The organism is Xanthomonas cannabis pv. cannabis, from assembly GCF_000802365.1.
GTDB classification, from domain to species: Bacteria; Pseudomonadota; Gammaproteobacteria; order Xanthomonadales; family Xanthomonadaceae; genus Xanthomonas; species Xanthomonas cannabis.
In genome coordinates this window covers 14,425-37,633 of record NZ_JSZE01000009.1, presented here as the reverse complement: position 1 = coordinate 37,633, position 23,209 = coordinate 14,425, and the positions used below count along the sequence as shown (strand labels likewise).

Sequence of the window (23,209 nt, the reverse complement as noted above, 5' to 3'; positions counted from 1 at the left end):
CCGCCGAGCTCACGCGGGGTGGACAGCTTGGCGTCGAGCGCGCTGTCCGAGGACACCGCACGGCCTTCGCGACCGCCGGTTGCGGTGGCGTGGGCGGTGTAGAGGATCTTTTCGGGTGAGGCCATGGTGGTTCTCCTGATGAGCGCAATGCGCGGTGAGTGAATCGGCAACTATTTAATAGGGTGCGATGTATCAGACGGTAGCAGGGCGCGACGACCCGCCTTATCCCACGCCCAGGCTGGCGCGTAGCTTTTCCAGATCCTGCTTGAGCTGGACCAGTTCATCCAACGAGCAGGACGACGCACACAGCACCTGCTCTGGCACGCCACCGGCCTTGCTGCGCAGCGCGCGGCCGGCATCGGTCAGCGCAATGATGACTTGACGCTCGTCGACGGCAGCGCGCGTGCGCGTCACCAGACCGGCGGCCTGCAGCCGCTTAAGCAGCGGCGTCAGCGTGGCCGAATCCAGGTGCAGGCGCTCGCCGATCTCCGACACGCTGCGGCTGTCGGTCTGCCACAGCACCAGCATCACCAGGTACTGCGGATAGGTCAGGTCCAGCCCCTTCAGCAGCCCGCGGTAGAGCTTGTGCATCGCCAGATTGGCCGAATACAGCGCAAAGCACAGCTGGTTGTCGAGCTGCAGCAGTGCGTTTGTCCGGGCGGTGGCGGTGTCCATGGGTTGCACTTTACATCGCGCGCTACTCAATAGCAAGCGACTTTGCGTGGGCGATCATCACAGCCACGATTTGCCGCAGTCCCGCAGCGCAGCCCTCCGAGCGATAAATAAATCGGGAGCGCATCGCCGGCCATTGGCTGCGCGACCTTACCGCTGCCCTCAGAGCGCTTCACTTGAAGGGAGGCATCGTCCCTGGTGTAAGACCTGCCGGCTGTGACGCGGCAGTTGCAAGAGCCTGGCAGCGACGCAATCGGCGCAACGCTCCTGTGGCCTGCGCTTGTCACGCCATCAACTCACGCCCGATGCGCCGTTGCCAGGTAGTCCGCGCTCTGCATCTCGATCAAGCGTGAAGCGGTGCGCTCGAATGCGCCGGCCAGGCGCTGGCCGCTGTACAGGTCTGGCGGCGCGTCCTGCGCGGTGCAGACCAGATTGACGTGGCGGTCGTACAACTCGTCGATCAGGTTGACGAAGCGACGCGCGGCGTCTTCATTGATGCGGTCGAAGTGCGGGATGCCGCCAAGCAACACGGTGGTGAATTCGCGCGCGATCTCGATGTAGTCGCTGGGTCCGCGCGGGCCTTCGCACAGCGCGGCAAAGTCAAACCAGGCGATGCTCTTGCCGCGCGCGCGCACCGGGATCTTGCGCGATTCGATTTCGATATTGCCCGCGCGCGCGTCGGCATTGCCGCTCAACTCGCCCCAACGTTGCGCAAGCCAGTTGTCGGCCTGCGCGTCCAGCGGCGCGCGGTACACCGGCGAGCGCGTCAATGCGCGCATGCGGTAATCCTCGGTGCCTTCGGCATAGAGTTCCACGCAGAACTTCTGCAGCAGGCCGATCGCCGGCATGAAGCTGTCGCGCTGCAGGCCGTTGGCATAGAGGTTTTCCGGCGCGGTGTTGGAGGTAGTCACCAGCGTCACGCCTTCGGCGAACAGGCGCTCGAGCAGGCGCGCCAGCAACATCGCATCGCCGATGTCGGTGACGAAGAATTCGTCCAGCACCAGCACGCGCAGGTTTTCGCGCCACTGCTGGGCAATCTTGGCCAGTGGATCGCTTTGCCCGGCGTGCTCGCGCAGCTGCTCGTGCACGCCGCGCATGAAGCGGTGGAAATGGGTACGGTACTTCTGCTTGATCGGCAGGCCGTCGTAGAACAGGTCGACCAGAAACGTCTTGCCGCGGCCGACTCCGCCCCAGAAATACAGGCCGCGCACCGGCTCGGGTTTCTTCCAGAAGGCCGAAAGCCGGTCCAGCCAGCCATCCTGCGCGCTGTCCACCAGCGCCTCGTGGATACGGTCCAGTTCCGCCAGGGCCGCCTGCTGGGCAGGGTCGGCGCGCCAGTCGCCACGTTGTACGCCGGCGGCGTAGCGCTGCGACGGGGTCATCTCACTCATTGCGTTCTCCGCGGGCCGGCTGCTGCCCTGCCCGCTCAACGGCGCATCGCCAGGCGATACGCGTGGTCCATGCCGCGGTCAGACGGCGGCCGGCAGCCAGCGCCGGACACCATGCTGGATCGCACCGCGCAGGTCGATCAATTTGCGGTGGAAGAAGTGGCTGGTGTCGGGCATGCGCACCAGCTCGGGCTGCTGCTCCAGCGTGTCCAGCCAGTCGTACACCGCCTGCGGGTCGACGATTTCGTCGGCATCGCCCTGGATCACCAGCCACTGCGCCGGCGGCTGCATGTCACTGAAATCCCAGCGCCCCGCCGGCGGTGCGATCGAGATCAACGCCTGCGGCGCCAGCGCTCCGGCGGCGCGCAACGACACATACGCGCCGAAGCTGAAACCGGCCAGCCACAGCGTGTCGTCCGGCCGCTGCGCGCGTACCCACTCGGCCACTGCGCGCAGGTCGTCCTGCTCGCCATCGCCATGATCGAACACACCGGCAGAGGTACCGACGCTGCGGAAATTGAAACGCACCACGGTGATGCCGAGCTCGCGCAGCGCGCGTGCGGCCATGGTGACGACCTTGTTGTGCATGCTGCCGCCCTCGGTGGAGAGCGGGTGGCAGACGATGGCGGTGACCGGTTGCACGGCCACGTCCGCGTCGGGCAGATCCACCGCGACATCGAGCGGACCGACAGGCCCGCTCAGCGTCAGCGCTGCGGATTCGGTGGGGAATGGGGGATTGGACATGGCCTCATAATAGCCGCCCCGCTGGCCGCGTTCATCGCCCTGCCTGCACACTTCGTTGCGTTGCCCATGCATTTTCTGTTGTTTGCCGTCATTTGCAGTGTCCTGGTGTCGGTGTTGTTGAAGCTCGCGCCGCGTCGCGACATCGACGTCTTTCAGGCCATCACCTGGAACTACGCCACCGCCAGCGTGCTGGCCGTGGGACTGCTCGAACCGTCGTTTGCCAGCCTGCATGCACCCGGCACGCCATGGCTCGCGCTGCTAGGGCTGGCAGTCGCGTTACCAGGCATTTTCCTGGTGTTGGCGCGCTCGGTGCGGGTGGCCGGAATCGTGCGTACCGATGTGGCCCAGCGGCTGTCGTTGCTGCTGTCGCTTGCAGCCGCATTCACGGTATTCGGCGAGCACGCCGGGGTCTGGAAACTGGCAGGCCTGGGCATCGGCGTGTTGGCCATCGTCGGCATCGTGCAGCGCCCGCGCGCAGCGCCTGCGGTCGAGCCTGTGTCGGAACCGCTGGTGCAGGCACGCGCGTGGCCGTGGCTACTGGGCGTCTGGGCCGGTTTTGCGCTGATCGATGTGTTGCTCAAGACCATCGCGCTGTCGGGCACGCCCTCGCTCACTGCATTGACGCTGTGCTTTGCCCTCGCCTTTGCGCTGCTGCTGTGCGCGCAGGTGTTGCGCGTGCGACGTGGTCATCGCCTGCACCTGCCCAGCATCGCCGCCGGCTTGCTGCTGGGCGTGCTCAACTTCGGCAACATCCTGTTCTACGTGCGTGCGCATCAACACCTGGCGCATAGCCCTGCCACGGTGTTTGCGGCGATGAACATCGGTGTGGTGGTGCTCGGCGCGCTGGTCGGCATGCTGGGCTTTGGCGAACGCACCACACGCTGGACCCGCGTGGGCCTGGCATTGGCGGTGGTGGCGATCGCAGTGATCGCGTGGGGATCACGCTGACGCAGCGCGTCGTGGCGTGATGACGTGCACGATGGCCGTGCGCGTCATGCGCCAGCACGCCGGGCTTAGCGCTCCCAGTGCGGGAACGGGTCATCCAGCAGCTGCCAGTGTGCCGGACCCTGGCGCAATTCCTGGTCGCTGAGCAGGCAGGCATCCAGCGCCGCGCGGGTGCGCGGTGCATCCATGTCCACGCCGATCACCGCCAGCTCCTGGCGGCGATCGCCCCACAGCGGGTGCCAGAGCCGCTGCATGGCGGCATATTCGTTGGGGTCCCCCACTTCGTGCAGCTGCGGCAGCGGCGCGCTCCAGCAGTGCGTCTGTTGCCGCTGCCAGCCGATATCGGTGTAGGGCAGCGGGGTGATGCTGGTTTGCTGTGGCTGGCCGATCGCCTGCGCATCCACGCGATGGCGTGCGGCAAACCAGAAGCCAGCCGCACTGGTCTGGGTGGCGCCGCCGACGCTGGACAATTCGCCCACCCAGTCCATACGGCTGGCCAGCCAGAAGAATCCCTTGCTGCGAATCACCTGTGGCAGACCGCTGCCCACCATGCGCGCGAAGCGCTGCGGGTGGAACGGCCGACGTGCGCGATACACGAAACTGCTGATGCCGTACTGCTCGGTTTCCGGCGTGTGCTGGCCGCGCAGTTCCTGCATCCACCCCGGCGCCAGCTGCGCACGGGTGAAGTCGAAGCGCCGGGTATCGAGCAGCTGCTGCAAGGGCACATTGCCATGGGCCGCATCCACGATCGCCGCCTCGCGATTGAGCGCACGCAGCACCGCGCGCAGGCGCTGCAGCTGCGCCGGGTCGATGCGGTCGCACTTGCTGATCACCAGCACGTCGGCGAACTCCACCTGCTCGCCGAGCAATTGCACCAGTCCGCGCGTGTCGTCCGGGCCGGCCTGCTGCCGCAGTTCGGCCAGGGTCGCGACCGAGCCGAAGTCCTGCAGAAAACGGCAGCCATCCACCACGGTCACCATGGTGTCCAGACGGGCGATATCCGACAGGCTGAAGCCATCGGCATCGCGCACGGCGAAGGTGGCCGCCACCGGCATCGGCTCGGCAATGCCGGTCGATTCGATCAGCAGGTAGTCGTAGCCGCCGTGTTCGGCCAACCGCCGCACTTCCTGAAGCAGATCATCGCGCAGGGTGCAGCAGATGCAGCCATTGCTGAATTCCACCAGTGTCTCTTCGGTGCGCCGCAGGGCCGCACCGCCCTCGCGCACCAGCTGCGCATCGATGTTGATCTCGCTCATGTCGTTGACGATCACCGCCACGCGCAGGCCCTCGCGGTTATGCAGGATGCGATTGAGCAAGGTGGTCTTGCCGGCGCCCAGAAAGCCGGACAGCACGGTGACGGGCAGACGCGAATCACGCTTGGGGGACAGGGACATCCTGACGGCCTGGCTGGAGTGAAGTGTTACTATATAACATTATGCCGACAGGACACTGTAGATGCGCGCCACCACTTCCCTGCTGGACAGCTCGGCCATCGCCTTGTCCGGGCTGTGCCTGCTGCATTGCCTTGCCCTGCCGCTGTTGGCCGCCGCGCTGCCACTGCTGGGCGCCTGGAGCCGGGCCGAATGGGTGCATGTGGTGTTTGCCACGGCGGCGGTACCGCTCAGCGGCTACGCGTTGTGGAGCACCCACCGCCGGCACGCGCTGCCGCCACCGGTCTGGGTGTTGGCGATCTGCGGGCTGACCGGGCTGGTGCTCGGCGCGAGCGGTCTTGCCGGCGCGTGGGAAACACCGATCACGGTCGTCGGCAGCCTGCTGCTGGCAAGCACCCACCTGGTGAATCTGCGGCTGCGGCGCCGACACGGAAACTGCGCGCGCTAGCGGCAGGAGCGATCACCGCGCCACCTCGATCCCCGGCCTGCGCTACAGCGAGAAGCCCAGCAATACCGGGTCGTGATCGGAACTGCGCCACGGGCCGGGCAGATTGCGCTTGGCATAGCCGGCCTCGTCCATCGCATCGGCATTGATGTGCCATTCGACCGCGCCGCGCAGCTGCTTGGCCATGGCCGGGCTGAGCAGCGCGTGGTCCAGGCGTCCGCTCATGCCGTCGTAGACGTAGCTGTAAGGCTGCTTGACGCCAGCCACGGCGAAGGCGTCCTGCCAACCGCTGGCGCGCAGGCTGCGCATCGGCGTTTCCATCGCGTAGGCATTGAAGTCGCCCAGCAGCACGGCCAGCCTGGTCTGCGCGCCGGTGGGGTCGGTCTGCAGCCATTGATGCAGGCGCTTGGCCGATTCGGTGCGGGTGGCGTTCCAGCAGGCCTGGCCGTCCTGCTGGTCGGCATCGGCGCCGCTGGCGGAGCCGCAGCCCTTGGATTTGAAGTGATTGGCGACCACCACGAAGGTCGCCCCGCGCGTGCTGCGGAACGCCTGCGCCAGCGGCACGCGGCTGTGGTTCTCGAACGGCCCGCCGGTCAGCGTGGCCGGCTTGCCCACCGGGGTCACCTGCGAGCTGCGATACACGATGCCGACCCGGATCGCGTCATCGCCCGGACCGCTGCCGGTATCGACGAACTGCCAGTCCTTGTCCTTGCTGGCGGCGTTGAGCGCAACCACCAGTTGCGCCACCGCCGTATCGGCGCCGCTGCCGTCGTTTTCCAGCTCCATCAGCGCGGCCACGTCGGCGCGCAAGGGCACGATGGTGGCGACCAGCTTGGCCAGCTGCGCCTGGAACTGTTCGTGCGTGCGCGCGCCGCGCTTGGTCGGAAAGCCGCCACCGCGTCCATTGCCATTGAAGAAATTCTCCAGGTTGAACGAGGCGATGCGCAGGTCGCCACCCACCTGTGGCGCCACTGCGGTGGGCATGGCCGGCACGGCCAGCGGCGTGAGCACCTGGATGCGGTACCGGCCGTCGTAGCGCTGATCGACGATGCCATCGACCGATTTGAGCAGGCTGCCGCTGCGCAACGCCGCATCGGCCGGCAGGTAGGACACCTGCTTGGGGCTGCGCCCATTGCGTGCATCGTCCAGCAACACGCGGCGACGCGCGTTATCGGCCTCCACCTGGGCGAAGGCCGGGGTGCCGGCCGCCGCCACTTCGCTCGGCTGCCACAGCCGCCCACCGAACGCGGCAACCAGCTCGCCGTCGGCGTCCAGGCGATCGCTGCCGTTGAGCGTCAGCGCGGCGATGCGCACGTGTTCGCCTTCCAGCGCTTCCCAGTTGGCCGGCGGCCCGCTGAGCATGCGCACCGGCACCGGCTGGCCGCTGGCAAGCCGCTCGATACTGCTGGCCTCCAGCGTGGTCAGACTCGCTTCGCCACCTGCCGAGACCTCGCGCACCGTGCCGACGATGCGCACGCGGTCGCCCACCGCCACCTCGGCATTGCCGGCACCGGTGACGAACAGCCCGTGCGAGCGCCGCGGCTCGACGCCCGGCTGCTGCACGAACAGGCCGGCCAGGCCCACCCGCGTGTCGGCCGTGACGATGCCTTCCACCTCGACCGCCCGGCCATCGTACGGGCTGCGGGTGTCCTCGCCCTGCACGTCGGCAATCGAGAGCCGCTGCGCGGCACCGTCGGCAGCGCTGCAAAGCAGTGGCGCCAATAGACCGACCAGACCGAGCACAAGCAGCGGGCGATGCGACATCGAACGACTCCAGATGGGATGGATCAAACGCAAGCGCCGCCCGGAAGGCGGCGCGAGAGGGTGAAGCGCGGGAACAGGCTAACAAACCGCAGTGACGTGCCGCCAGGCGTGTCCTTTACGGGACACGCGATGTGACCAGTAGGCCGCACTGACACTCCGCTGCGCTTGCCCGCACCTGGTCTGTAGGCGACACATCCGATCAAGCGACGGGCAACACTAGCGATTGGCAGTGCAGGAGCGCCAACGGCGCAGCACGCTACGCGATGCCCCACAGCGACCTTACTTCAGATTGCCCAGCATCCAGTCCACCGTTGCACGCACCTGTTCTTCGGTCAGCGCCGGGTTGCCGCCCTTGGGCGGCATGATGCCGCCATCCGGGCCGGTGTAGCCCTCGATCGCGTGCTTGTACAAGGTGTCCTTGCCCTGGGCGATACGCGCATCCCAGTGCGAGTGGTCCAGCGTCGGCGCCTTGCCCACGCCGGTGGTGTGGCAGGCGGTGCACAGGTTGTCGAAGATGGTCTTGCCGTCGGTGGTGCCACCGTAGGCCGACTGCGATGAGGCCTTGGCCAGCGCTGCCGCCTGGGCGGCTGCCTGCGCCGCCGCACCGGTGGTGCCGGCATAGACCGCGCCGGCCGGCGCGATGCGCTGCTGCACACGCTTGGCGGCAGTCGGCGAGACCTCGTCGGGAATGGCGCGTTGCAAATACGCTGCCAGGGCGATCAGGCCCAGGGTGATCACTACCAGTAATCCGATCACCATCGAGAATTTTTTCAGGAACTCGAGGTCGTAATTCCGCACGCGCTCACCCCTGGCTGTTGGTCGAAGACCTCTGCTAGCGCCGGAGTATAGAGCACAGTTCCTGCCAGTCTGACCAGCGTGCGTGACAGGGATTGCAGCCAATGTGCAGCCTGCCCCACCTGGAGATGGTTCCTGCGCACGGGCACGCTCGCGCCTGCCGGCAAATTGCCGCAATGCCGCATGGCGCGTTGGTCTGGCCCGACGGAATTGCGTATCATTCCCATCAATCCACGGGGACGCGCCTGTCGCCTCGCCCGGTCCGTTACCAGGAGTCGCCGCGATGAAATCCTTCCTGCTGTCCTGCCTGGCCCTGGCCAGCCTCAGTCTGTCCGCCCAGGCCCACGAAATCTGGATCGAACGCGATGGCAGCGGCCCGGTGCGCATCTTCTTCGGCGAGCCGGCGCAGGAAACGCTCGATCACGGCCAGGACGAGATCAAGCGCGTGGTCAAGCCGACCGTGTTCGGTACTGCCGGCAAGGCCGGTGCACTGCAACGCGGCAGCGAGTTCCTGACTGCACCTCTGTCTGGCGCGGGCGATGCCTGGTTGAGCGACGACAGTGTGTTCGAGCCGTGGAAGGGTGAGGCCGGCGGCTTCGAGACGGTGAGCTATTACGCCCGTGCCGGCCGCGCGACCCCGTCGGCCAAGCTGGATCTGGAACTGGTGCCCACCACCGCCAACGGCAGCACGCTCACGGTGCTGTATCGCAACAAGCCGCTGCCCAAGGCCGAGGTCACCGTGATCGACCCGCAGAAGTGGCAGAAGACGCTGACCTCCGACGCCAAGGGCCAGGTCACCCTGCCCAAGCTGCGCCCCGGTCGCCACATCCTGGTGATGAACAACAAGGAGCCGGTCAAGCGCGAGATCGCCGGCAAGCAGGTGACGCTGGTGCACCACATCAGCACGCTGACCTTCGTCGCCGAATAAACCGGCCACCTCCAACGCTTGCCTGATGTCCAGCGCCCCGCCCCTGTCGCTTCCCTGGTTCAGGCGCCCGTGGCTGGGCGTGCTGGCGCGGACGTTGGCCGCGATCGTTGGCGGTTATGCGCTGGCCAGCGCCACCAACCTGTTGCTGGCCCTGGTCCTGCCGATGCCGCGCAGTGAAGCGGTGTTGACCAGCATGCTGGTCGGCATCGTGGTGTGCGCCTGCGCGCCGCTGTGGGCATTTGCCACCGCCAGCGTGTGGCGGGCCTGGGCGGGAATCGCAGTTCCGGCGGCGCTGATGTTCGCGCTGGCGGCCTGGCTGCAGCGGGGAGCGGCATGAAGCAGGGGTTTCGCCAGTCGATGGCATGGCTGCATACCTGGACCGGCCTGCTGGTCGGCTGGGTGCTGCTGCTGATCTTCATGGGCGGCACCGCCAGTTACTACCGCGATGAAATCAGCCGCTGGATGCGTCCGGAGCTGCCCACCACCACGGTGAACAGCGAGGCCGCCGTCCGCAGCGCCGAGCAGTATCTGCAGACACATGCAGCAGACGCAGTGAGCTGGAACATCACCTTGCCGGACGCGCGGACGCCGGTGGTCAGCATGTACTGGCAGAACCCCGCACCGGCCGACGGCAAACCGGCCAGCCGCCGCGAGATGTACGGCAACGCCATCATCGACCCGGCCACCGGCAAGGAGATCGCCGCGCGCGACACGCTGGGCGGCGACTTCTTCTACCGGCTGCACTTCGACCTGCATTATTTGCCGGTTCTGTGGGCACGCTACATCGTCGGGTTCTGCGCGATGTTCATGCTGGTGGCCATCATCAGCGGCGTGATCACGCACAAGAAGATCTTCAAGGACTTTTTCACGTTCCGCCCGGGCAAGGGCCTGCGCTCGTGGCTGGACTTCCATAACGTCAGCGCAGTGACCGCGCTGCCATACCACGCGATGATCACCTATACCGGCATCGTGACCTTGATGTTCATGTACCTGCCGTGGGGCATCAAGGCACGCTACGCCAGCGACGAGATGCGCTTTTACGACGAGTCGGCCAACCGCGTGGCCGACACCCGGCAGGCGGCCGGCACGCCGGCGCACATGCTGCCGCTGGAACAGTTTGTGGTGCGCGCCCGCAGCGACCTGCGTGGGGGCGAGATCGGCAACGTGGCGGTGTCGCTACCCAACGATGCGCATGCGGCAGTCGGCGTCAGCCAATTGGCCGCGCAGCTGTCCAGCACCGCGCCCTCCATCCTGTACGACGGCCTCACCGGCGCGCGCCTGCAGCGCAGCGGCGTGCCCGGTGGCGCGAGCGAAACGCGCGGGGTGATGGTGGGGCTGCACATCGCGCACTTTGCCGGTCCGTGGCTGCGCGTGCTGTTTTTTGCTTCCGGCCTGCTTGGCTGCCTGATGGTGGCCAGCGGCGTGGTGATGTGGGCGGTGAAGGAACGCCCCAAGCACCTGAAGGCCGGACGCATCGGGTTCGGACTGCGCCTGGTGGACGCACTCAACATCGGCACCGTGGCCGGGCTGCCGATCGCCTTTGCCAGCTTCTTCTGGGCAAACCGACTGTTGCCTGTGGCGCTGGAAGCGCGCGCAGCGATGGAAGCGAACCTGTTCTTTGCCGCCTGGGCCAGCGCGTTGTTGGCTGCGTTCGTCTGGCCGCGCCGCGCGATGTGGAGCTGGCAGCTGTACCTGGGCGGCGCGTTGTTTGCGCTGGTGCCGCTGCTCAACGCGATCACCACCGATGTGCATCTGGGCGTGACGCTGCCGGCCGGCCAATGGATGCTGGCCGGCGTGGATCTGGTCTGCCTGGGCCTGGGTATCTGCCTGGGCATTGCCGGCTGGCGCTTGCAGCACTGGAAGGCGCCGCAATCCGCGGCTGCCCGACGGACGCGTGCCACGGTCGCCGCCCCGGCGCAAAACAGCGTGCCGATGCAGGAAAGTGCATGAGCGTGATGCTGTTGCTGGCGTTGAATTTTTCCGGCTTCGCGGCGCTGTGCCTGGCGATGGAAAAACACCAGCACGAGCTGCGTGGCCGCAGCCTGGGCGCTGCGCGCACGCGGCAGTTGCGCAGCATCGGCTGGCTGTTGCTGCTGCTCACCTTTGGCCTGGCGGTCCGCGCGCAGGGGTGGGGCATCGGCCCGGTGCTGTGGCTGGGAACGCTGACTGCCGCCGCGGCAGTGCTGGCACTGTGGCTGCTGCCCTATCGGCGTGGCGCGGTGCTGCCGGCCGCCATCGCCGTGCCGGTGTTGGCTGGCGCTGCGCACCTGCTGATGGGCTGAGACCGCGGCCGATTATGGCGGCGGATCGCCCCAGCTGCGCCCATCGCGTGGCAGCCGGCCATCGTCGAGCACCCGCAGCACCTGCTCGGGCTGCAGCATGTCCAGGAACAGCACCACGTTGACCCCGTCCGGCGCTGCCAGGCTGGGAAAGATCACCCCGGGAATCTGCGCCTCACGCAGCAGGTCGCCGAGCACCCAACTCACCGGCTCGACCTTGGTGACCAGGGCCTTGCGCCAGTCGTCGGTCCAGTCGGCCCAGAGCGCGTCCCAGCTGGCATCGAGCAGGCGCAGATCGGCCAGCGCCGGCAGCTCGGCTGCGTAGCTGACCAGCGTGAACGGCGGCAGGAACGGGGCGGCCTGTGCGTATTCGGCCGCCGCCGTGTCCAGTTGCAAAGACAGGTACAGCGCCGGCTGACCGAAACGATTGAAGCGCCCGCCCGAGCGCGCCGCACCGGCACCACTCAGGGGTTCGGCGGCCCAGCGCGGAGTGAAGGCGCGATACAGCGTGCAGTGCGCCGGAGCGCTCAGCTTCAACCGGCGGCCCCCGAGGCGACGGTCCGCAGGTAGGTCAACGCATCGTCGGTGCGGCCCTGCTTGACCACCTCCAGCAGGGTGGCGAACTCGAAGACGGGGATCGGGGTGTTTTTCAGATGGAACACCACCTGATGTTCGTCCGGCTGGATCTGCGCCATCGCCACCAGCAGCCGCGAGAGATTGCGCAACACTTCCTGCACGCGCGGGCTTTCCGGATGCACGCGCAGGCTGTTGCGATGCACGCCGGCCAGCTCGGCCAGCTCCTGCTGCGACAGCTCCAGCAGGCCGGCCATGGCTGCCGGCGACAGAATGGTGCGGTCGGGCGCGCGCAACCGCTCGGTCAGGGAGAGGGGATTGAGGACGGCGACCATGGGTGTGCTCGGGCAGGTGACGTGCACAGTATATGCACAGCAATCAGCATCCATCCAGCACGGCGGGATGCACGGTCAGCGCAGTGTCAGACCTGCCTCACCCCCACCGCACGCAGGCAAAAGCCGCTTATCGCTTCGACCAACTGTTCGCCTTGCTGCGGGTCGCCGCGACTGGGCGCGATCGGCCCGACCAGGGCCTCGGTGAAGGCACCCACGATGCAGGCTGCTGCGGCATCCAGTGACTGTTCGGGAAATTCTCCGGCGGCCACGCCTTCGGCCAACAACTGCCGGAACACCTCGCCGAACAGGCGACGGCCGCGGATGCGCTCGGCATCCACTTCGCCTTCCACCGGCTCGGCGATGAAGGCGTATGCCAGCGCCGGACCGGCCAGCGCGCGTCGTACGAAGGTGGCAATGGCGGTGCGCAGGCGCTCGGCCGCACTGGCATCGGTGGTCGCGATGGCACGCAGGAGGGTCATCTCACGCTGCACCGCCGCGTTTAAAACTTCCACGAAAAGCTCGGCTTTGGACGGGAAATGCCGATAAATCTGCCCGGTCGACACGCCAGCGGCTGCCGCCACCGCGGTGATCGGGGCATTGCGGTAGCCGCCCTCGGCGATCAGCGCGCGGGTCGCGTGCAGGATGCGTTCGCGGTTGCCGGCCAGGCGTTCTTCCATCAGGGCGGAGCGTCGATAAGCCATGGTGTGATTCTGGGTTCAATAGTTGAATTTTAGTTCACTTTTTTGCCGGGGACGGCTAGGCTGCCTGCTTACGCCGCGCGGCCCGCCCGCCCCCACCCGGCACGTCCCGATCCCTGTGGAGTTGCTCCATGCATGTGCCGTCCTTGAATTTCGAGCTTGGCGAAGAGATCGATCTGCTGCGCGAAAGCGTTGCGGCGTTCGCCAGCCACCATATCGCCCCGCTCGCCGCGGCGGCCGATCACGACAATGTCTTTCCGTCGCAACTGTGGCGCCTGTTCGGTGAGCAAGGCCTGCTGGGGCTGACTGTGGAAGAAGAATACGGCGGAAGCGGCATGGGCTACCTGGCGCATGTGGTGGCGATGGAAGAGATCTCGCGGGCCGGGGGGGCCATCGGCTTGTCGTACGGCGCGCATTCCAACCTGTGCCTCAACCAGCTGCGCAAGAACGCAACGCCCGGGCAGAAGCAGCGTTATCTGCCCAAGCTGTGCACGGGCGAGCATGTGGGCGCGCTGGCGATGAGCGAGGCCGGCTCCGGCTCGGACGTGGTGTCGATGAAGCTGCGAGCGGACGCGCGCGGCGACCGCTACGTGCTCAACGGCAACAAGATGTGGATCACCAACGGCCCCGACGCCGACGTGCTGGTGGTCTACGCCAAGACCGACCCGGACGCCGGCGCGCGCGGCATCACCGCCTTCATCGTCGAAAAAGGCATGCCGGGGTTTTCCACCGCGCAGAAGCTCGACAAGCTGGGCATGCGTGGTTCCAATACCTGCGAGCTGGTGTTCACCGATTGCGAAGTGCCGGCCGAGAACGTGCTCGGCACCCTCAACGGTGGCGTGCGCGTACTGATGTCGGGGCTGGATTTCGAACGCGTGGTGCTGGCCGGTGGCCCGCTGGGCCTCATGGCGGCGGCGATGGACGTGGTGCTGCCCTACGTGCACGAGCGCAAGCAGTTCGGGGAGCCGATCGGCACCTTCCAGTTGATGCAGGCCAAGCTGGCCGACATGTACGTGGGGCTCAATGCCTGCCGCGCGTACGTCTATGCGGTGGCACGTGCCTGCGATGCCGGGCGCACCACGCGCCAGGACGCGGCCGGCGCCATCCTGTATGCCGCCGAGAAGGCCACCTGGCTGACCGGCCAGGCGATCCAGGTGCTGGGTGGCAATGGCTACATCAACGACTACCCCACCGGTCGCTTGTGGCGCGATGCCAAGTTGTACGAGATTGGCGCGGGGACCTCGGAGATCCGGCGCATGCTGATCGGCCGCGAACTGTTCGAACGCACCGCCTGACGGAGCCCTCATGAGCGTGATCACCAGCCAGCTGCAGATCAGCGGCGAGAGTTTCCAGGCCAACGCGGCGGCAATGCGCGTGGTGGTCGATGATTTGCGCCGCACCCTGGCGCAGACCGCGCTTGGCGGCAACGAGGCGGCGCGGGCAAAGCACACCGCACGGGGCAAGCTGCTGGTACGCGACCGGATCGATGCGCTGCTGGATCCGGGCAGCGCCCTGCTGGAGATCGCACCGTTCGCCGCGCACGGCATGTACGACGACCAGGTGCCGTGTGCGGGTGTGGTGGCCGGTATCGGCCGCGTGTCTGGCGTTGAGTGCGTGATCGTGGCCAACGATGCCACCGTCAAGGGCGGCACCTACTACCCGATGACGGTGAAGAAGCATCTGCGCGCGCAGGACATCGCGCAGCAGAACCGCTTGCCATGCATCTATCTGGTCGATTCCGGCGGCGCGTTCTTGCCGCTGCAGGATGAAGTATTCCCCGATCGCGACCACTTCGGGCGCATCTTCTACAACCAGGCCAACCTATCGGCCAACGGCATTCCGCAGATCGCCTGCGTGATGGGCTCCTGCACGGCCGGCGGTGCGTACGTGCCGGCAATGAGCGATGAGACGGTGATCGTGCGCGAGCAGGGCACGATCTTTCTCGGCGGCCCGCCGTTGGTGAAAGCAGCCACCGGCGAAGAAGTCACTGCCGAAGCGCTTGGCGGTGCCGATGTACATACACGCATCTCCGGGGTGGCCGATCATTTTGCCGACAACGATCTGCAGGCACTGGCACGCGTCCGCGCCATCATCGCGCAGCTCAACTGGCGCAAACCGCCTGCATCCCTGGCACTGCAAACGCCGGTGCCGCCGCGGCATGCCGCCGACGAGCTGTATGGCGTGATTCCTGCCGACACGCGCAAGCCGTTCGACGTGCGCGAAGTGATCGCGCGCATCGTCGACGACTCACGCCTGGACGAATTCAAGCCGCGCTACGGCAGCACCCTGGTGACCGGCTTTGCGCATCTGCATGGCTACCCAGTCGGCATCATCGCCAACAACGGCATCCTGTTTTCCGAGTCCGCGCTCAAGGGCGCGCACTTCATCGAGCTGTGCACACAACGCGGCATTCCGCTGGTGTTCCTGCAGAACATCACCGGCTTCATGGTCGGGCGCAAGTACGAACACGGCGGCATCGCCAAGGACGGCGCCAAGCTGGTGATGGCGGTGGCCTGCGCCAAGGTACCCAAGTTCACCGTGGTGATCGGCGGCTCGTTCGGTGCCGGCAACTACGGCATGTGCGGCCGCGCGTATTCGCCGAACTTTCTGTGGATGTGGCCAAACGCGCGCATTGGCGTCATGGGCGGCGAGCAGGCCGCCAGTGTGTTGGCGACGGTGCGCCGCGACGGCATCGAGGCCAAGGGTGGGGCATGGTCGGGCGAAGAAGAAGACGCGTTCAAGGCGCCGATCCGCGCGCAGTTCGAACAGCAAGGCCACCCTTACTACGCCAGCGCACGCCTGTGGGACGACGGCATCATCGACCCGGCCGATACCCGGCGCGTACTGGGCCTGGGCTTGTCGGCGGCGTTGAATGCGCCGATCGAACCGACGCGCTTTGGCGTGTTCCGGATGTGAGCACGACCGTTGGCCAGCGTTGCATGTGCCGGCGTATGCGTCTACGTGCGCTGCGGTCAAACACAGTGCAACGCATGCCGGCAGCATGGAACACAGACATCGCAATGGCTGAGCGCAGCACGACATCCACCCGCGCTCATGCGCGCGACCACCGCCACGATGGCGATGTGCAGAGACCGACCCGATGACACAGCACGACCCCGTCGCCACCGTAGCGCAACGCCCCTTCGACAAGGTCCTGATCGCCAATCGCGGCGAGATCGCCTGCCGGGTGATCGCCACCTGTCGCACGCTCGGCATCGCCACGGTGGCCGTGTATTCGGATGCCGATCGTGATGCGCGGCATGTGCGCCTGGCCGATGAAGCGGTGCATCTGGGTCCGGCGCCTGCACAGCAGAGTTATCTGCGTGGCGAAGCGATCCTGGAGGCAGCGCGCCTCACTGGTGCGCAGGCGATCCACCCGGGCTACGGATTCCTCTCGGAAAACGCGGTCTTTGCCGACGCCTGCGCGCAGGCCGGTATCGTGTTCATCGGGCCCCCGGCCGCTGCAATCCGCGCGATGGGCGACAAGAGCGCGGCCAAGGCATTGATGCAACGCGCCGGCGTGCCGCTGACGCCGGGCTACCACGGCGACGAACAGGCACCGGCGTTCCTGCGTGCGCAGGCCGATGCGATTGGCTACCCGGTGCTGATCAAGGCCAGCGCCGGTGGTGGTGGCAAGGGCATGCGCCGGGTCGATGCCAGCGCCGCGTTCGAGGATGCATTGGCCAGCTGCCAGCGCGAAGCGCAGTCGGCGTTCGGCAATGCTCATGTGCTGGTGGAAAAATATGTCGAGCGCCCGCGCCATATCGAGATCCAGGTCTTCGGCGATACCCATGGCGAGGTGGTGTATCTGTTCGAGCGCGACTGCTCGGTACAGCGCCGCCATCAAAAGGTATTGGAGGAAGCGCCCGCGCCCGGCATGACCGAGGAGCGCCGCGCAGCGATGGGCAAGGCAGCGGTCGATGCCGCACGCGCGGTGGGTTACGTGGGCGCGGGAACGGTGGAATTCATCGCCGGGCCGGAGGGCGATTTCTATTTCATGGAAATGAACACCCGGCTGCAGGTGGAGCACCCGGTGACCGAATTGATCACCGGCACCGATCTGGTCGAGTGGCAACTGCAGGTTGCCGCAGGCGCACCGCTGCCGCGCCGCCAGCACGAGTTGCGCATCCACGGGCATGCGCTGGAAGCTCGCCTGTATGCCGAAGATGCCGAGCGCGGCTTCCTGCCTTCCACGGGCACCTTGCGCCAGCTGCAGTTGCCTGCCGCCAGCGCGCACGTGCGCATCGATGCGGGCGTGGAGCAAGGCGACAGCATCAGCCCCTACTACGACCCCATGATCGCCAAGCTCATCGTCTGGGATGTCGACCGCCCTGCGGCACTGGCACGCATGCACGCTGCGCTGGCACAGGTTCATGCGGTCGGCGTCACTACCAATAGCGCATTTCTGGCACGCCTGATCCGCACCCACGCGTTCGCATCGGCCGATCTGGATACCGGGCTGATCGAGCGCGAACACGCTGCGCTGTTTGCCGACGCCGCCGTCCCCGAGAATGCCTGGTGGTGCCTGGCTGCGGTCACGATTGCCGAAGCAGCGCTGCAGCCTGCGCCGGATCCTGCCGATCCGTTCTCGCCATGGCAGACCGCCGACGGCTGGCGGATCGGCGCACATGCGGCGCGCAGCGTGCAGCTGGAGGCGGCGGGCGAACATCGCACGCTGGGCGTGCGTCGGCTCACCGATGGCTGGCAGGTCACCCATGCCGGCCAGACGCATCACCTGCGCCACCACTGCCACGGCCATGACGTACGCGTGGACATGGATGGCCGGCAGTGGCGTGCGCAGCGTCTGCGCGACGGCAATACGGTGACCGTGATCGGCTCCACGCAGCGCGCGATGTTCCGCCACCAAGATGCGCTCGAGAACGCGGACCAGCCCGCGCACGAGGCCGGCGGCCTGACGGCGCCGATGCCCGGGCGCATCGTGTCGCTGGCGGCGGCGGTGGGCCAGCCGGTCACCCGCGGGCAGGCGCTGGTGGTGCTGGAAGCGATGAAGATGGAGCACACCCTGCACGCGCCCGGCGACGGCATGGTCAAGGCCTACCTGGTGGCCGAGGGCGATCTGGTGGCCGACGGTGTCGCGCTGGTGGAATTTGTGTCCGCATCTGCGTAGTGCCGCATGGGAGCGTGACCAACGGCACGTCCGCTGGCGCAGGCGCTGCCCCTAGCGTGGGCACTCGGCCGGACTGGCCGTCTACCCTCCGGAGGCTTCATGCAACGCTTGCTCCTTGCTTCCAGCATGCTGCTGGCGCTGTCTGCCTGCAGCGACAAGACCGCTCCTGCACCCGACAAGGCCACACCGCCAGCATCCGCCGCAGCGGCGGCGCCCACGGCGCCCCCTGAACTGATCACCCGCGAGGCGCTGTTCGGCAATCCCGAGCGCGCCAATGTCAGCATCAGCCCGGACGGCAAGTATCTCAGTTGGGTCGCACCGCTGGATGGCGTACTCAATGTCTGGGTGGCGCCAGTGGATGCACCGGACCAGGCGCGCGCCATCACCAAGGACACTGCGCGCGGCATCCGCTCCTATTTCTGGACCTACCAATCCAACACGCTGCTGTATCTGCGCGATACCGGCGGCGATGAAGACTTCCATCTGTTCGCGGTCGACCTGACCGATGGCAGCAGTAAGGACCTGACCCCGTTCAAGAAGACCAATGCCGAGGTGTACCGCGTCAGCGCGCAGCATCCGGACACCATCATGGTCGGCATGAACGACCGCGACGCCAAGTGGCACGACCTGTACCGGGTGGAGCTGGCCTCGGGCAAGCGCACCCTGGTGCAGAAGAACACCGACAGCCTGGACTCCTATCTGCTGGATGGAAACTTCCAGCTGCGTTACGCCACGCGTGCCACCGACGACGCCGGCCGGGAACTGCTGGTACCCGATGGCAAGGGCTGGAAGCCTGTGGACCGCATTCCATTCGAAGATGTCACCAACACCTTGCCCGACGGGCTGACCGACGACGGCAAGACGCTCTACATGCAGGATTCGCGCAATCGCGATACCGCCGCCCTGTACGCCATCGACACCGCCAGCAATGCACGCACGCTGTTGTTCGAAAGCCCGCGCGCCGACGTTGGCGCCACCTTGAACGACCCCAGGACCGGCGTGGTGCAGGCGGTATCGACCAACTACCTGCGCGAAGAGTGGAAGGCGTTGGATACCGGCGTTGCCACGGATCTGCAAAAACTCAAATCGCTGGGCGCAGGCGATGCCAGCGTTGCCGCACGTACGCTCGACGACCGCATCTGGATCGTGGGCTATTCGGCAGCAGAAACGCCACTGACTTACTACCGCTACGATCGCGCCGATGGCGGCAAGCTGACCAAGCTGTTCTCCGCACGACCTGCGCTGGAGGGCAAGCCGCTGGTACCGATGTGGCCGCAGGAACTGACTGCACGCGATGGCCTCAAGTTGGTCAGCTACCTCACCCTGCCCGCTGAAGCCGACGCCAATCACGACGGCAAGGCCGACAAGCCGGTACCGCTGGTGCTGTTCGTGCATGGTGGCCCGTGGGCACGCGACAGCTACGGCTACGGCCCCTACGAGCAATGGCTGGCCAACCGCGGCTATGCGGTGCTGTCGGTGAACTTCCGCGGCTCCACCGGCTTCGGCAAGGCATTCACCAATGCCGGCAACGGCGAGTGGGCCGGCAAGATGCACGACGACCTGCTCGATTCAGTGCAATGGGCGGTCAAGCAAGGCGTCACCAAGCCCGAGGATGTCGCCATCATGGGCGGCAGCTACGGCGGCTACGCCACGCTGGTGGGCATGACCTTCACCCCGGACGCCTTCAAATGCGGCGTGGATATCGTCGGCCCGGCCAATCTCAACACCTTGCTCGGCACCGTACCGCCGTATTGGGCCAGCTTCTACAAGCAGCTGACCCGTCGCATGGGCGACCCGGCCACCGAGGCCGGCAAGCAGTGGCTGACCGAACGCTCCCCACTCACCCATGTCGACAAGATCAGCAAACCGCTATTGATCGGCCAGGGTGCCAACGACCCGCGCGTCAAGCAGGCCGAAAGCGACCAGATCGTCAACGCGATGAAGGCCAGGAACATCCCGGTCACCTACGTGCTGTTCCCGGACGAAGGCCACGGCTTCCGTCGCCCCGAGAACAGCAAGGCCTTCAACGCAGTGACCGAAGGCTTCCTCAGCCAGTGCCTGGGCGGCCGCGCGCAACCGATCGGTGCAGACTTCGACGGCTCCAGCATCACCGTCCCGGAGGGCGCAGACAAGATCAACGGCCTTCCCGACGCGTTGAAGACACATACGCAGGCGATTCGGCAGTAGGGCGCACGTGGCGGCATCGGCCACAACACCTGCATGACCGGCGACCTCCAGTCGCCGGTTCATCGTGTCAGCAATTCAATCTGCTGATGCAAGTGCAAGTTTCACAGTCGATCGCCCCGTAGGAACAGCTGCAAGTGCGCAACACTGCAGCGACGCGTCGAAGGCAGATGACGCCGAATCGTCGGGTCGCTGCGCCGGCGCACGGTCGTGCGTCCATCGCTGCCCATGCGTCATCACTGATCGGCGTCCAGTGTCACCGCTGCGCGGTGCTTGCGCACTCAGCTAGCATGCAGAATCCCTTATCGGAGACCTGACATGTCGCCATTGCTTCGCTTAGCCACCGCATTGTCGCTTGCCGTTTCGCTCGGTTCGGCTACAGCCGCGACGCCAGTGCCAGACCTGCAGTTGTGGCAGCTCTATCAGCAGAGCCTGCGGCGGGCCAAATATATCGATCTGACCCATGCCTTCTCTCCGACACAGCCGGTCTGGCCCGGCTTCGCGCCAGCCAAGTTCAAGCCTGCGGTGGCGGGCAAAACCTTGCCCGGGTTTGCCACCCAAGGCGAACAATTCCGCTATGACGCACACGGCTTCGTCGCCACCGCCTATGAACTGAGCACCGACCAGTACGGCACGCAGCTGGATCCACCGGCCCACTGGAATCCCAAAGGCGCCACCATCAGCGACCTTCCGGCCACCTACGCGGTGCGCCCGCTGGTGGTCATCGATATCCACGAAAAAATCGAAAAAGATCCCGGCTACCACGCCAGCGTCGCCGACGTCACCGCCTGGGAGCGAACCTATGGGCCTATTCCGGAGGGCTCGGTGGTGATGTTCCGCTCCGACTGGTACAGGCGCTGGAACCAGACCCAGCGCTTTGCCGAAAAACCTTTCCCCGGTGTCAGCCTGGCCGCGTTGAAATATCTGCATCTGCAGCGACACATCCTGTTCCACGGCCATGAACCGCTGGACACCGATACGACCGACACCCTAGAAGGCGAACAGTGGCTGCTCCACCACAACTTTGCCCAGGCCGAAGGCGTGGCAAATCTCGATCAGGTGCCGCCGTCCGGCGCCCTGATCGCTATTGGCTTTGCAAAACCCGAAGGCGGCACGGGCGGCTTCGCCCGCTACATCGCCATCGCTCCACCCAACTGGTCCCACGGGGTGTCGGTGGATGAGGTTCCGGGTGCGCCATTGGCGGAGCACGCCCATCCGCTGATTCGCGACGTCGATGGCGTCATGCGCGAGCATCCCTAGCCAATCGCCGGGGCAAAGCCGTCACCATCCATAGCGAACGGCAACTCTTTACTGAGTGGCTCGCCACTTCCTGCAAAGCTTACTTGCTCCCGATTTTCCGCCATTCCCATGCGACTTGACTCCAGCTAGTGACCTGCCCAGACCTCGTAATTGGGGTCCAGCTCCATGGTCTTCATGACCTCGCCACGTACGCCAAATCCACAGATCGCCATCACACCCTCCATGATGGGCTCCAGCCCAAGCAGGTCCTCAACCTGCACCTCATTGATCGCGCAGGTCACAAATGCGCCTAGCCCTACATCTGTGGCTGCCATGTAGAGCGTCTGGGAAAAATGACCTGCCTCCAATGCGAGTGCGCGATAGGCCTTTGCGTGCGCGCGATACTTCCAGAAGTTGCGGTAGTAGCGGGGACACAGCGCCACAATCACTTGCGCGCCGGAAAACCAGTCCTGTCCCGCAAGGATCTTCAACGCCACGCCCTCCAGGTCCGGTACCTGGGTGTCCAATGGCTCCAGCGCGTGATCGATCGGAAGGTAGTGGTATACCCCGTCGATAACGCCGGAGACGTTCCTGATGAGTAGATAAGCGTCCAGCGGATGCAGGCCGCCGCCCGACGGACTAGAACGCTTTAGAAAGACGGTATCGGCATCTGCCTGCAGCACTGCATTCGCAGCGAAGGTGCGCTCGATGATCTTTGAGAAAACGTCAAACTCCATGCAAGCCTGGGCATCGAAGTTCCGGCATGTTGTCCGCTTCCGCAGCACCGTGTCGAGATAGACATCGGAACCTCGCAGGAGCGCGACCTGTCCGTCGCTGCCCCGTACGATCTGCTCTGGCGGTGGCGGACCGAAGGTCGACAACAACGCTGCCGACGTATCGGCGCCCGCATCCCTGGCAGCCCTGGCCGAGTCAACATTGCTCCATCGAGTGAACGCGTGATACGTCGCGGCCAATGGATGCCACTGGCTTTTCCGCTGAATCTCATCGCGGTCGTGTGTCAGGCTGGGATTCGGATCGCCCGCCAGCAGCAGTCCTTTTTCCAACAATGACTCCACAACCGAGCTGTCCCCGAGGAGTCCTTGATGCAGCCATTGGCTCGGGCTGGTTCGGCCCAATAGAAGCACTTCATCCTCGGTGAGTAGGCGTTCCGCATCCAGATGCGGCGCCAGCGCGACCCAATGCCTGGAGCGCGTGGTACCCGCTCCTCCTGCACATAAGCCGATAAGGTCGATCTCTACCGATTCCCTGGGTTCAACGTAGACAACTGCACAGCGCCTCACCAACATGATCCAACGCTCATCATCGAGATTGATCTTCTAGCGGTCTGGAATTAGATTTCTTGAAGATTCCCTACCGTTGATGAGCATGACCGAGAACGACAAACGCCCAGCTCCGCTGCAACCAGAGGTTGCTCACAAGCTTCTGGACCTCTTGGCCACCGACGATGCATTCCGTGACCTGTTCAAAAAGGATCCCAAGGCTGCCTTGCTGCAGGTCGGTTACCCCTCGGAGGACGCCGAGCTCATGGCTTCCCAGCTCAAGGTCGATGCATTGGCCGACAAAGACACGATTGCGCAGGCACGTGACGAAATTCATGCCAGCCTGACGTCCTCGGTCAATATGCAGCCGATTCGTTTGAACGTGCCATTGGGTTCGTCACCGCAACTCAAGAAATGATGT

The 23,209-nt window shown here is 65.8% G+C and carries 22 protein-coding genes and 1 pseudogene; 12 read left to right on the top strand and 11 right to left on the bottom strand.

Features of this window, described 5'->3' with window-relative positions; translation table 11 throughout:
• The 4 genes and pseudogenes from OZ10_RS02515 to OZ10_RS02500 all read right to left on the bottom strand — a co-directional run.
• Positions 1-125: pseudogene (locus tag OZ10_RS02515) on the bottom strand (organic hydroperoxide resistance protein); the annotation flags it as partial.
• A gap of 97 nt (positions 126-222) precedes the next feature.
• Complete coding sequence (locus OZ10_RS02510; RefSeq protein ID WP_039412131.1) at positions 223-675, bottom strand: MarR family winged helix-turn-helix transcriptional regulator; 453 nt, start codon at positions 673-675, stop codon at positions 223-225.
• Between the two features lie 293 nt (positions 676-968).
• The gene (gene zapE, locus OZ10_RS02505) at positions 969-2,063 is read right to left on the bottom strand and encodes a cell division protein ZapE (RefSeq protein WP_039563854.1); all 1,095 of its coding nucleotides are present in this window, start codon (positions 2,061-2,063) and stop codon (positions 969-971) included.
• Between the two features lie 78 nt (positions 2,064-2,141).
• Entirely contained in the window at positions 2,142-2,804 is a 663-nt protein-coding gene (locus tag OZ10_RS02500; RefSeq protein WP_039412159.1) for an alpha/beta hydrolase, read from the bottom strand.
• Positions 2,805-2,870: 66 nt separating this feature from the next.
• Here OZ10_RS02500 and OZ10_RS02495 point away from each other — a divergent pair, with 66 nt between their 5' ends.
• Entirely contained in the window at positions 2,871-3,752 is an 882-nt protein-coding gene (locus tag OZ10_RS02495; protein WP_039563853.1) for an EamA family transporter, read from the top strand.
• 65 nt (positions 3,753-3,817) lie between these two features.
• Here the strand turns inward: OZ10_RS02495 and OZ10_RS02490 are convergent, their stop codons facing one another.
• Entirely contained in the window at positions 3,818-5,143 is a 1,326-nt protein-coding gene (locus OZ10_RS02490; RefSeq protein WP_039412140.1) for a GTP-binding protein, read from the bottom strand.
• A 61-nt stretch (positions 5,144-5,204) separates the two neighbouring features.
• On the opposite strand from OZ10_RS02490, the gene OZ10_RS02485 reads away from it, so the two are divergent.
• Positions 5,205-5,588: a MerC domain-containing protein gene (locus tag OZ10_RS02485; protein WP_039412143.1), complete on the top strand. Its 384-nt coding sequence runs from the start codon at positions 5,205-5,207 to the stop codon at positions 5,586-5,588.
• A gap of 42 nt (positions 5,589-5,630) precedes the next feature.
• Here OZ10_RS02485 and OZ10_RS02480 read toward each other — a convergent pair whose 3' ends face one another.
• Positions 5,631-7,349 carry an ExeM/NucH family extracellular endonuclease gene (locus tag OZ10_RS02480; protein WP_039563852.1) on the bottom strand — a complete coding sequence of 573 codons (1,719 nt, stop codon included), beginning with the start codon at positions 7,347-7,349 and terminating at the stop codon, positions 5,631-5,633.
• 279 nt (positions 7,350-7,628) lie between these two features.
• Positions 7,629-8,147, bottom strand: coding sequence for a c-type cytochrome (locus OZ10_RS02475; RefSeq protein WP_039412147.1), 519 nt, complete (start codon positions 8,145-8,147; stop codon positions 7,629-7,631).
• A 280-nt stretch (positions 8,148-8,427) separates the two neighbouring features.
• On the opposite strand from OZ10_RS02475, the gene OZ10_RS02470 reads away from it, so the two are divergent.
• Genes OZ10_RS02470 through OZ10_RS02455 form a run of 4 tightly spaced genes read left to right on the top strand, consistent with a single transcriptional unit; the run spans position 8,428 to position 11,354 of the window.
• Positions 8,428-9,072: a hypothetical protein gene (locus tag OZ10_RS02470; protein ID WP_039563851.1), complete on the top strand. Its 645-nt coding sequence runs from the start codon at positions 8,428-8,430 to the stop codon at positions 9,070-9,072.
• A 25-nt stretch (positions 9,073-9,097) separates the two neighbouring features.
• Positions 9,098-9,409, top strand: a complete 312-nt coding sequence (locus OZ10_RS02465; protein ID WP_039563850.1) for a DUF3649 domain-containing protein — start codon at positions 9,098-9,100, stop codon at positions 9,407-9,409.
• Positions 9,406-11,022, top strand: coding sequence for a PepSY-associated TM helix domain-containing protein (locus OZ10_RS02460; protein WP_039563848.1), 1,617 nt, complete (start codon positions 9,406-9,408; stop codon positions 11,020-11,022). Before OZ10_RS02465 ends, OZ10_RS02460 begins: the two co-directional genes overlap by 4 nt.
• Positions 11,019-11,354, top strand: a complete 336-nt coding sequence (locus tag OZ10_RS02455; protein ID WP_039406728.1) for a DUF3325 domain-containing protein — start codon at positions 11,019-11,021, stop codon at positions 11,352-11,354. Before OZ10_RS02460 ends, OZ10_RS02455 begins: the two co-directional genes overlap by 4 nt.
• 12 nt (positions 11,355-11,366) lie before the next feature.
• Here OZ10_RS02455 and OZ10_RS02450 read toward each other — a convergent pair whose 3' ends face one another.
• The 3 genes from OZ10_RS02450 to OZ10_RS02440 all read right to left on the bottom strand — a co-directional run bounded on the left by OZ10_RS02450 (position 11,367) and on the right by OZ10_RS02440 (position 12,960).
• The gene (locus OZ10_RS02450) at positions 11,367-11,888 is read right to left on the bottom strand and encodes an RES family NAD+ phosphorylase (protein WP_039406732.1); all 522 of its coding nucleotides are present in this window, start codon (positions 11,886-11,888) and stop codon (positions 11,367-11,369) included.
• Positions 11,885-12,259 (bottom strand): hypothetical protein, encoded by a 375-nt coding sequence (locus tag OZ10_RS02445; RefSeq protein ID WP_039406735.1) that lies wholly within the window; start codon positions 12,257-12,259, stop codon positions 11,885-11,887. The genes OZ10_RS02450 and OZ10_RS02445 overlap by 4 nt, the downstream gene beginning before the upstream one ends.
• Positions 12,260-12,345: 86 nt before the next feature.
• The gene (locus OZ10_RS02440) at positions 12,346-12,960 is read right to left on the bottom strand and encodes a TetR/AcrR family transcriptional regulator (protein ID WP_068835629.1); all 615 of its coding nucleotides are present in this window, start codon (positions 12,958-12,960) and stop codon (positions 12,346-12,348) included.
• 128 nt (positions 12,961-13,088) lie between these two features.
• On the opposite strand from OZ10_RS02440, the gene OZ10_RS02435 reads away from it, so the two are divergent.
• The 5 genes from OZ10_RS02435 (at position 13,089) to OZ10_RS02415 (ending at position 21,529) form a co-directional block, all read left to right on the top strand.
• Positions 13,089-14,252, top strand: coding sequence for an isovaleryl-CoA dehydrogenase (locus tag OZ10_RS02435; RefSeq protein WP_039406742.1), 1,164 nt, complete (start codon positions 13,089-13,091; stop codon positions 14,250-14,252).
• A 10-nt stretch (positions 14,253-14,262) separates the two neighbouring features.
• Positions 14,263-15,873, top strand: a complete 1,611-nt coding sequence (locus OZ10_RS02430) for a carboxyl transferase domain-containing protein (protein ID WP_039563847.1) — start codon at positions 14,263-14,265, stop codon at positions 15,871-15,873.
• A gap of 184 nt (positions 15,874-16,057) precedes the next feature.
• Complete coding sequence (locus tag OZ10_RS02425; protein ID WP_039563846.1) at positions 16,058-18,085, top strand: acetyl/propionyl/methylcrotonyl-CoA carboxylase subunit alpha; 2,028 nt, start codon at positions 16,058-16,060, stop codon at positions 18,083-18,085.
• Positions 18,086-18,184: 99 nt separating this feature from the next.
• On the top strand, positions 18,185-20,272 hold the full coding sequence (locus tag OZ10_RS02420; RefSeq protein ID WP_039563845.1) for a S9 family peptidase: 2,088 nt from the start codon (positions 18,185-18,187) through the stop codon (positions 20,270-20,272).
• Between the two features lie 315 nt (positions 20,273-20,587).
• Entirely contained in the window at positions 20,588-21,529 is a 942-nt protein-coding gene (locus OZ10_RS02415; RefSeq protein ID WP_039563844.1) for a cyclase family protein, read from the top strand.
• 125 nt (positions 21,530-21,654) lie between these two features.
• On the opposite strand, the gene OZ10_RS02410 is transcribed toward OZ10_RS02415, so the two are convergent.
• Positions 21,655-22,815 carry a putative peptide maturation dehydrogenase gene (locus OZ10_RS02410; RefSeq protein WP_039563842.1) on the bottom strand — a complete coding sequence of 387 codons (1,161 nt, stop codon included), beginning with the start codon at positions 22,813-22,815 and terminating at the stop codon, positions 21,655-21,657.
• Between the two features lie 79 nt (positions 22,816-22,894).
• Here OZ10_RS02410 and OZ10_RS02405 point away from each other — a divergent pair, with 79 nt between their 5' ends.
• Positions 22,895-23,206, top strand: a complete 312-nt coding sequence (locus OZ10_RS02405; protein ID WP_039563860.1) for an NHLP-related RiPP peptide — start codon at positions 22,895-22,897, stop codon at positions 23,204-23,206.
• Positions 23,207-23,209: the final 3 nt, after the last annotated feature.

What these genes read in the sequence shown, in the direction of transcription:
- OZ10_RS02510 (WP_039412131.1), bottom strand. Translation starts at nt 675, where the DNA reads ATGGACACCGCCACCGCCCGGACAAACGCACTGCTGCAGCTCGACAAC.
- zapE (WP_039563854.1), bottom strand. Translation starts at nt 2,063, where the DNA reads ATGAGTGAGATGACCCCGTCGCAGCGCTACGCCGCCGGCGTACAACGT.
- OZ10_RS02500 (WP_039412159.1), bottom strand. Translation starts at nt 2,804, where the DNA reads ATGTCCAATCCCCCATTCCCCACCGAATCCGCAGCGCTGACGCTGAGC.
- OZ10_RS02495 (WP_039563853.1), top strand. Translation starts at nt 2,871, where the DNA reads ATGCATTTTCTGTTGTTTGCCGTCATTTGCAGTGTCCTGGTGTCGGTG.
- OZ10_RS02490 (WP_039412140.1), bottom strand. Translation starts at nt 5,143, where the DNA reads ATGTCCCTGTCCCCCAAGCGTGATTCGCGTCTGCCCGTCACCGTGCTG.
- OZ10_RS02485 (WP_039412143.1), top strand. Translation starts at nt 5,205, where the DNA reads ATGCGCGCCACCACTTCCCTGCTGGACAGCTCGGCCATCGCCTTGTCC.
- OZ10_RS02480 (WP_039563852.1), bottom strand. Translation starts at nt 7,349, where the DNA reads ATGTCGCATCGCCCGCTGCTTGTGCTCGGTCTGGTCGGTCTATTGGCG.
- OZ10_RS02470 (WP_039563851.1), top strand. Translation starts at nt 8,428, where the DNA reads ATGAAATCCTTCCTGCTGTCCTGCCTGGCCCTGGCCAGCCTCAGTCTG.
- OZ10_RS02465 (WP_039563850.1), top strand. Translation starts at nt 9,098, where the DNA reads ATGTCCAGCGCCCCGCCCCTGTCGCTTCCCTGGTTCAGGCGCCCGTGG.
- OZ10_RS02460 (WP_039563848.1), top strand. Translation starts at nt 9,406, where the DNA reads ATGAAGCAGGGGTTTCGCCAGTCGATGGCATGGCTGCATACCTGGACC.
- OZ10_RS02455 (WP_039406728.1), top strand. Translation starts at nt 11,019, where the DNA reads ATGAGCGTGATGCTGTTGCTGGCGTTGAATTTTTCCGGCTTCGCGGCG.
- OZ10_RS02445 (WP_039406735.1), bottom strand. Translation starts at nt 12,259, where the DNA reads ATGGTCGCCGTCCTCAATCCCCTCTCCCTGACCGAGCGGTTGCGCGCG.
- OZ10_RS02440 (WP_068835629.1), bottom strand. Translation starts at nt 12,960, where the DNA reads ATGGCTTATCGACGCTCCGCCCTGATGGAAGAACGCCTGGCCGGCAAC.
- OZ10_RS02435 (WP_039406742.1), top strand. Translation starts at nt 13,089, where the DNA reads ATGCATGTGCCGTCCTTGAATTTCGAGCTTGGCGAAGAGATCGATCTG.
- OZ10_RS02430 (WP_039563847.1), top strand. Translation starts at nt 14,263, where the DNA reads ATGAGCGTGATCACCAGCCAGCTGCAGATCAGCGGCGAGAGTTTCCAG.
- OZ10_RS02425 (WP_039563846.1), top strand. Translation starts at nt 16,058, where the DNA reads ATGACACAGCACGACCCCGTCGCCACCGTAGCGCAACGCCCCTTCGAC.
- OZ10_RS02420 (WP_039563845.1), top strand. Translation starts at nt 18,185, where the DNA reads ATGCAACGCTTGCTCCTTGCTTCCAGCATGCTGCTGGCGCTGTCTGCC.
- OZ10_RS02415 (WP_039563844.1), top strand. Translation starts at nt 20,588, where the DNA reads ATGTCGCCATTGCTTCGCTTAGCCACCGCATTGTCGCTTGCCGTTTCG.
- OZ10_RS02410 (WP_039563842.1), bottom strand. Translation starts at nt 22,815, where the DNA reads ATGTTGGTGAGGCGCTGTGCAGTTGTCTACGTTGAACCCAGGGAATCG.
- OZ10_RS02405 (WP_039563860.1), top strand. Translation starts at nt 22,895, where the DNA reads ATGACCGAGAACGACAAACGCCCAGCTCCGCTGCAACCAGAGGTTGCT.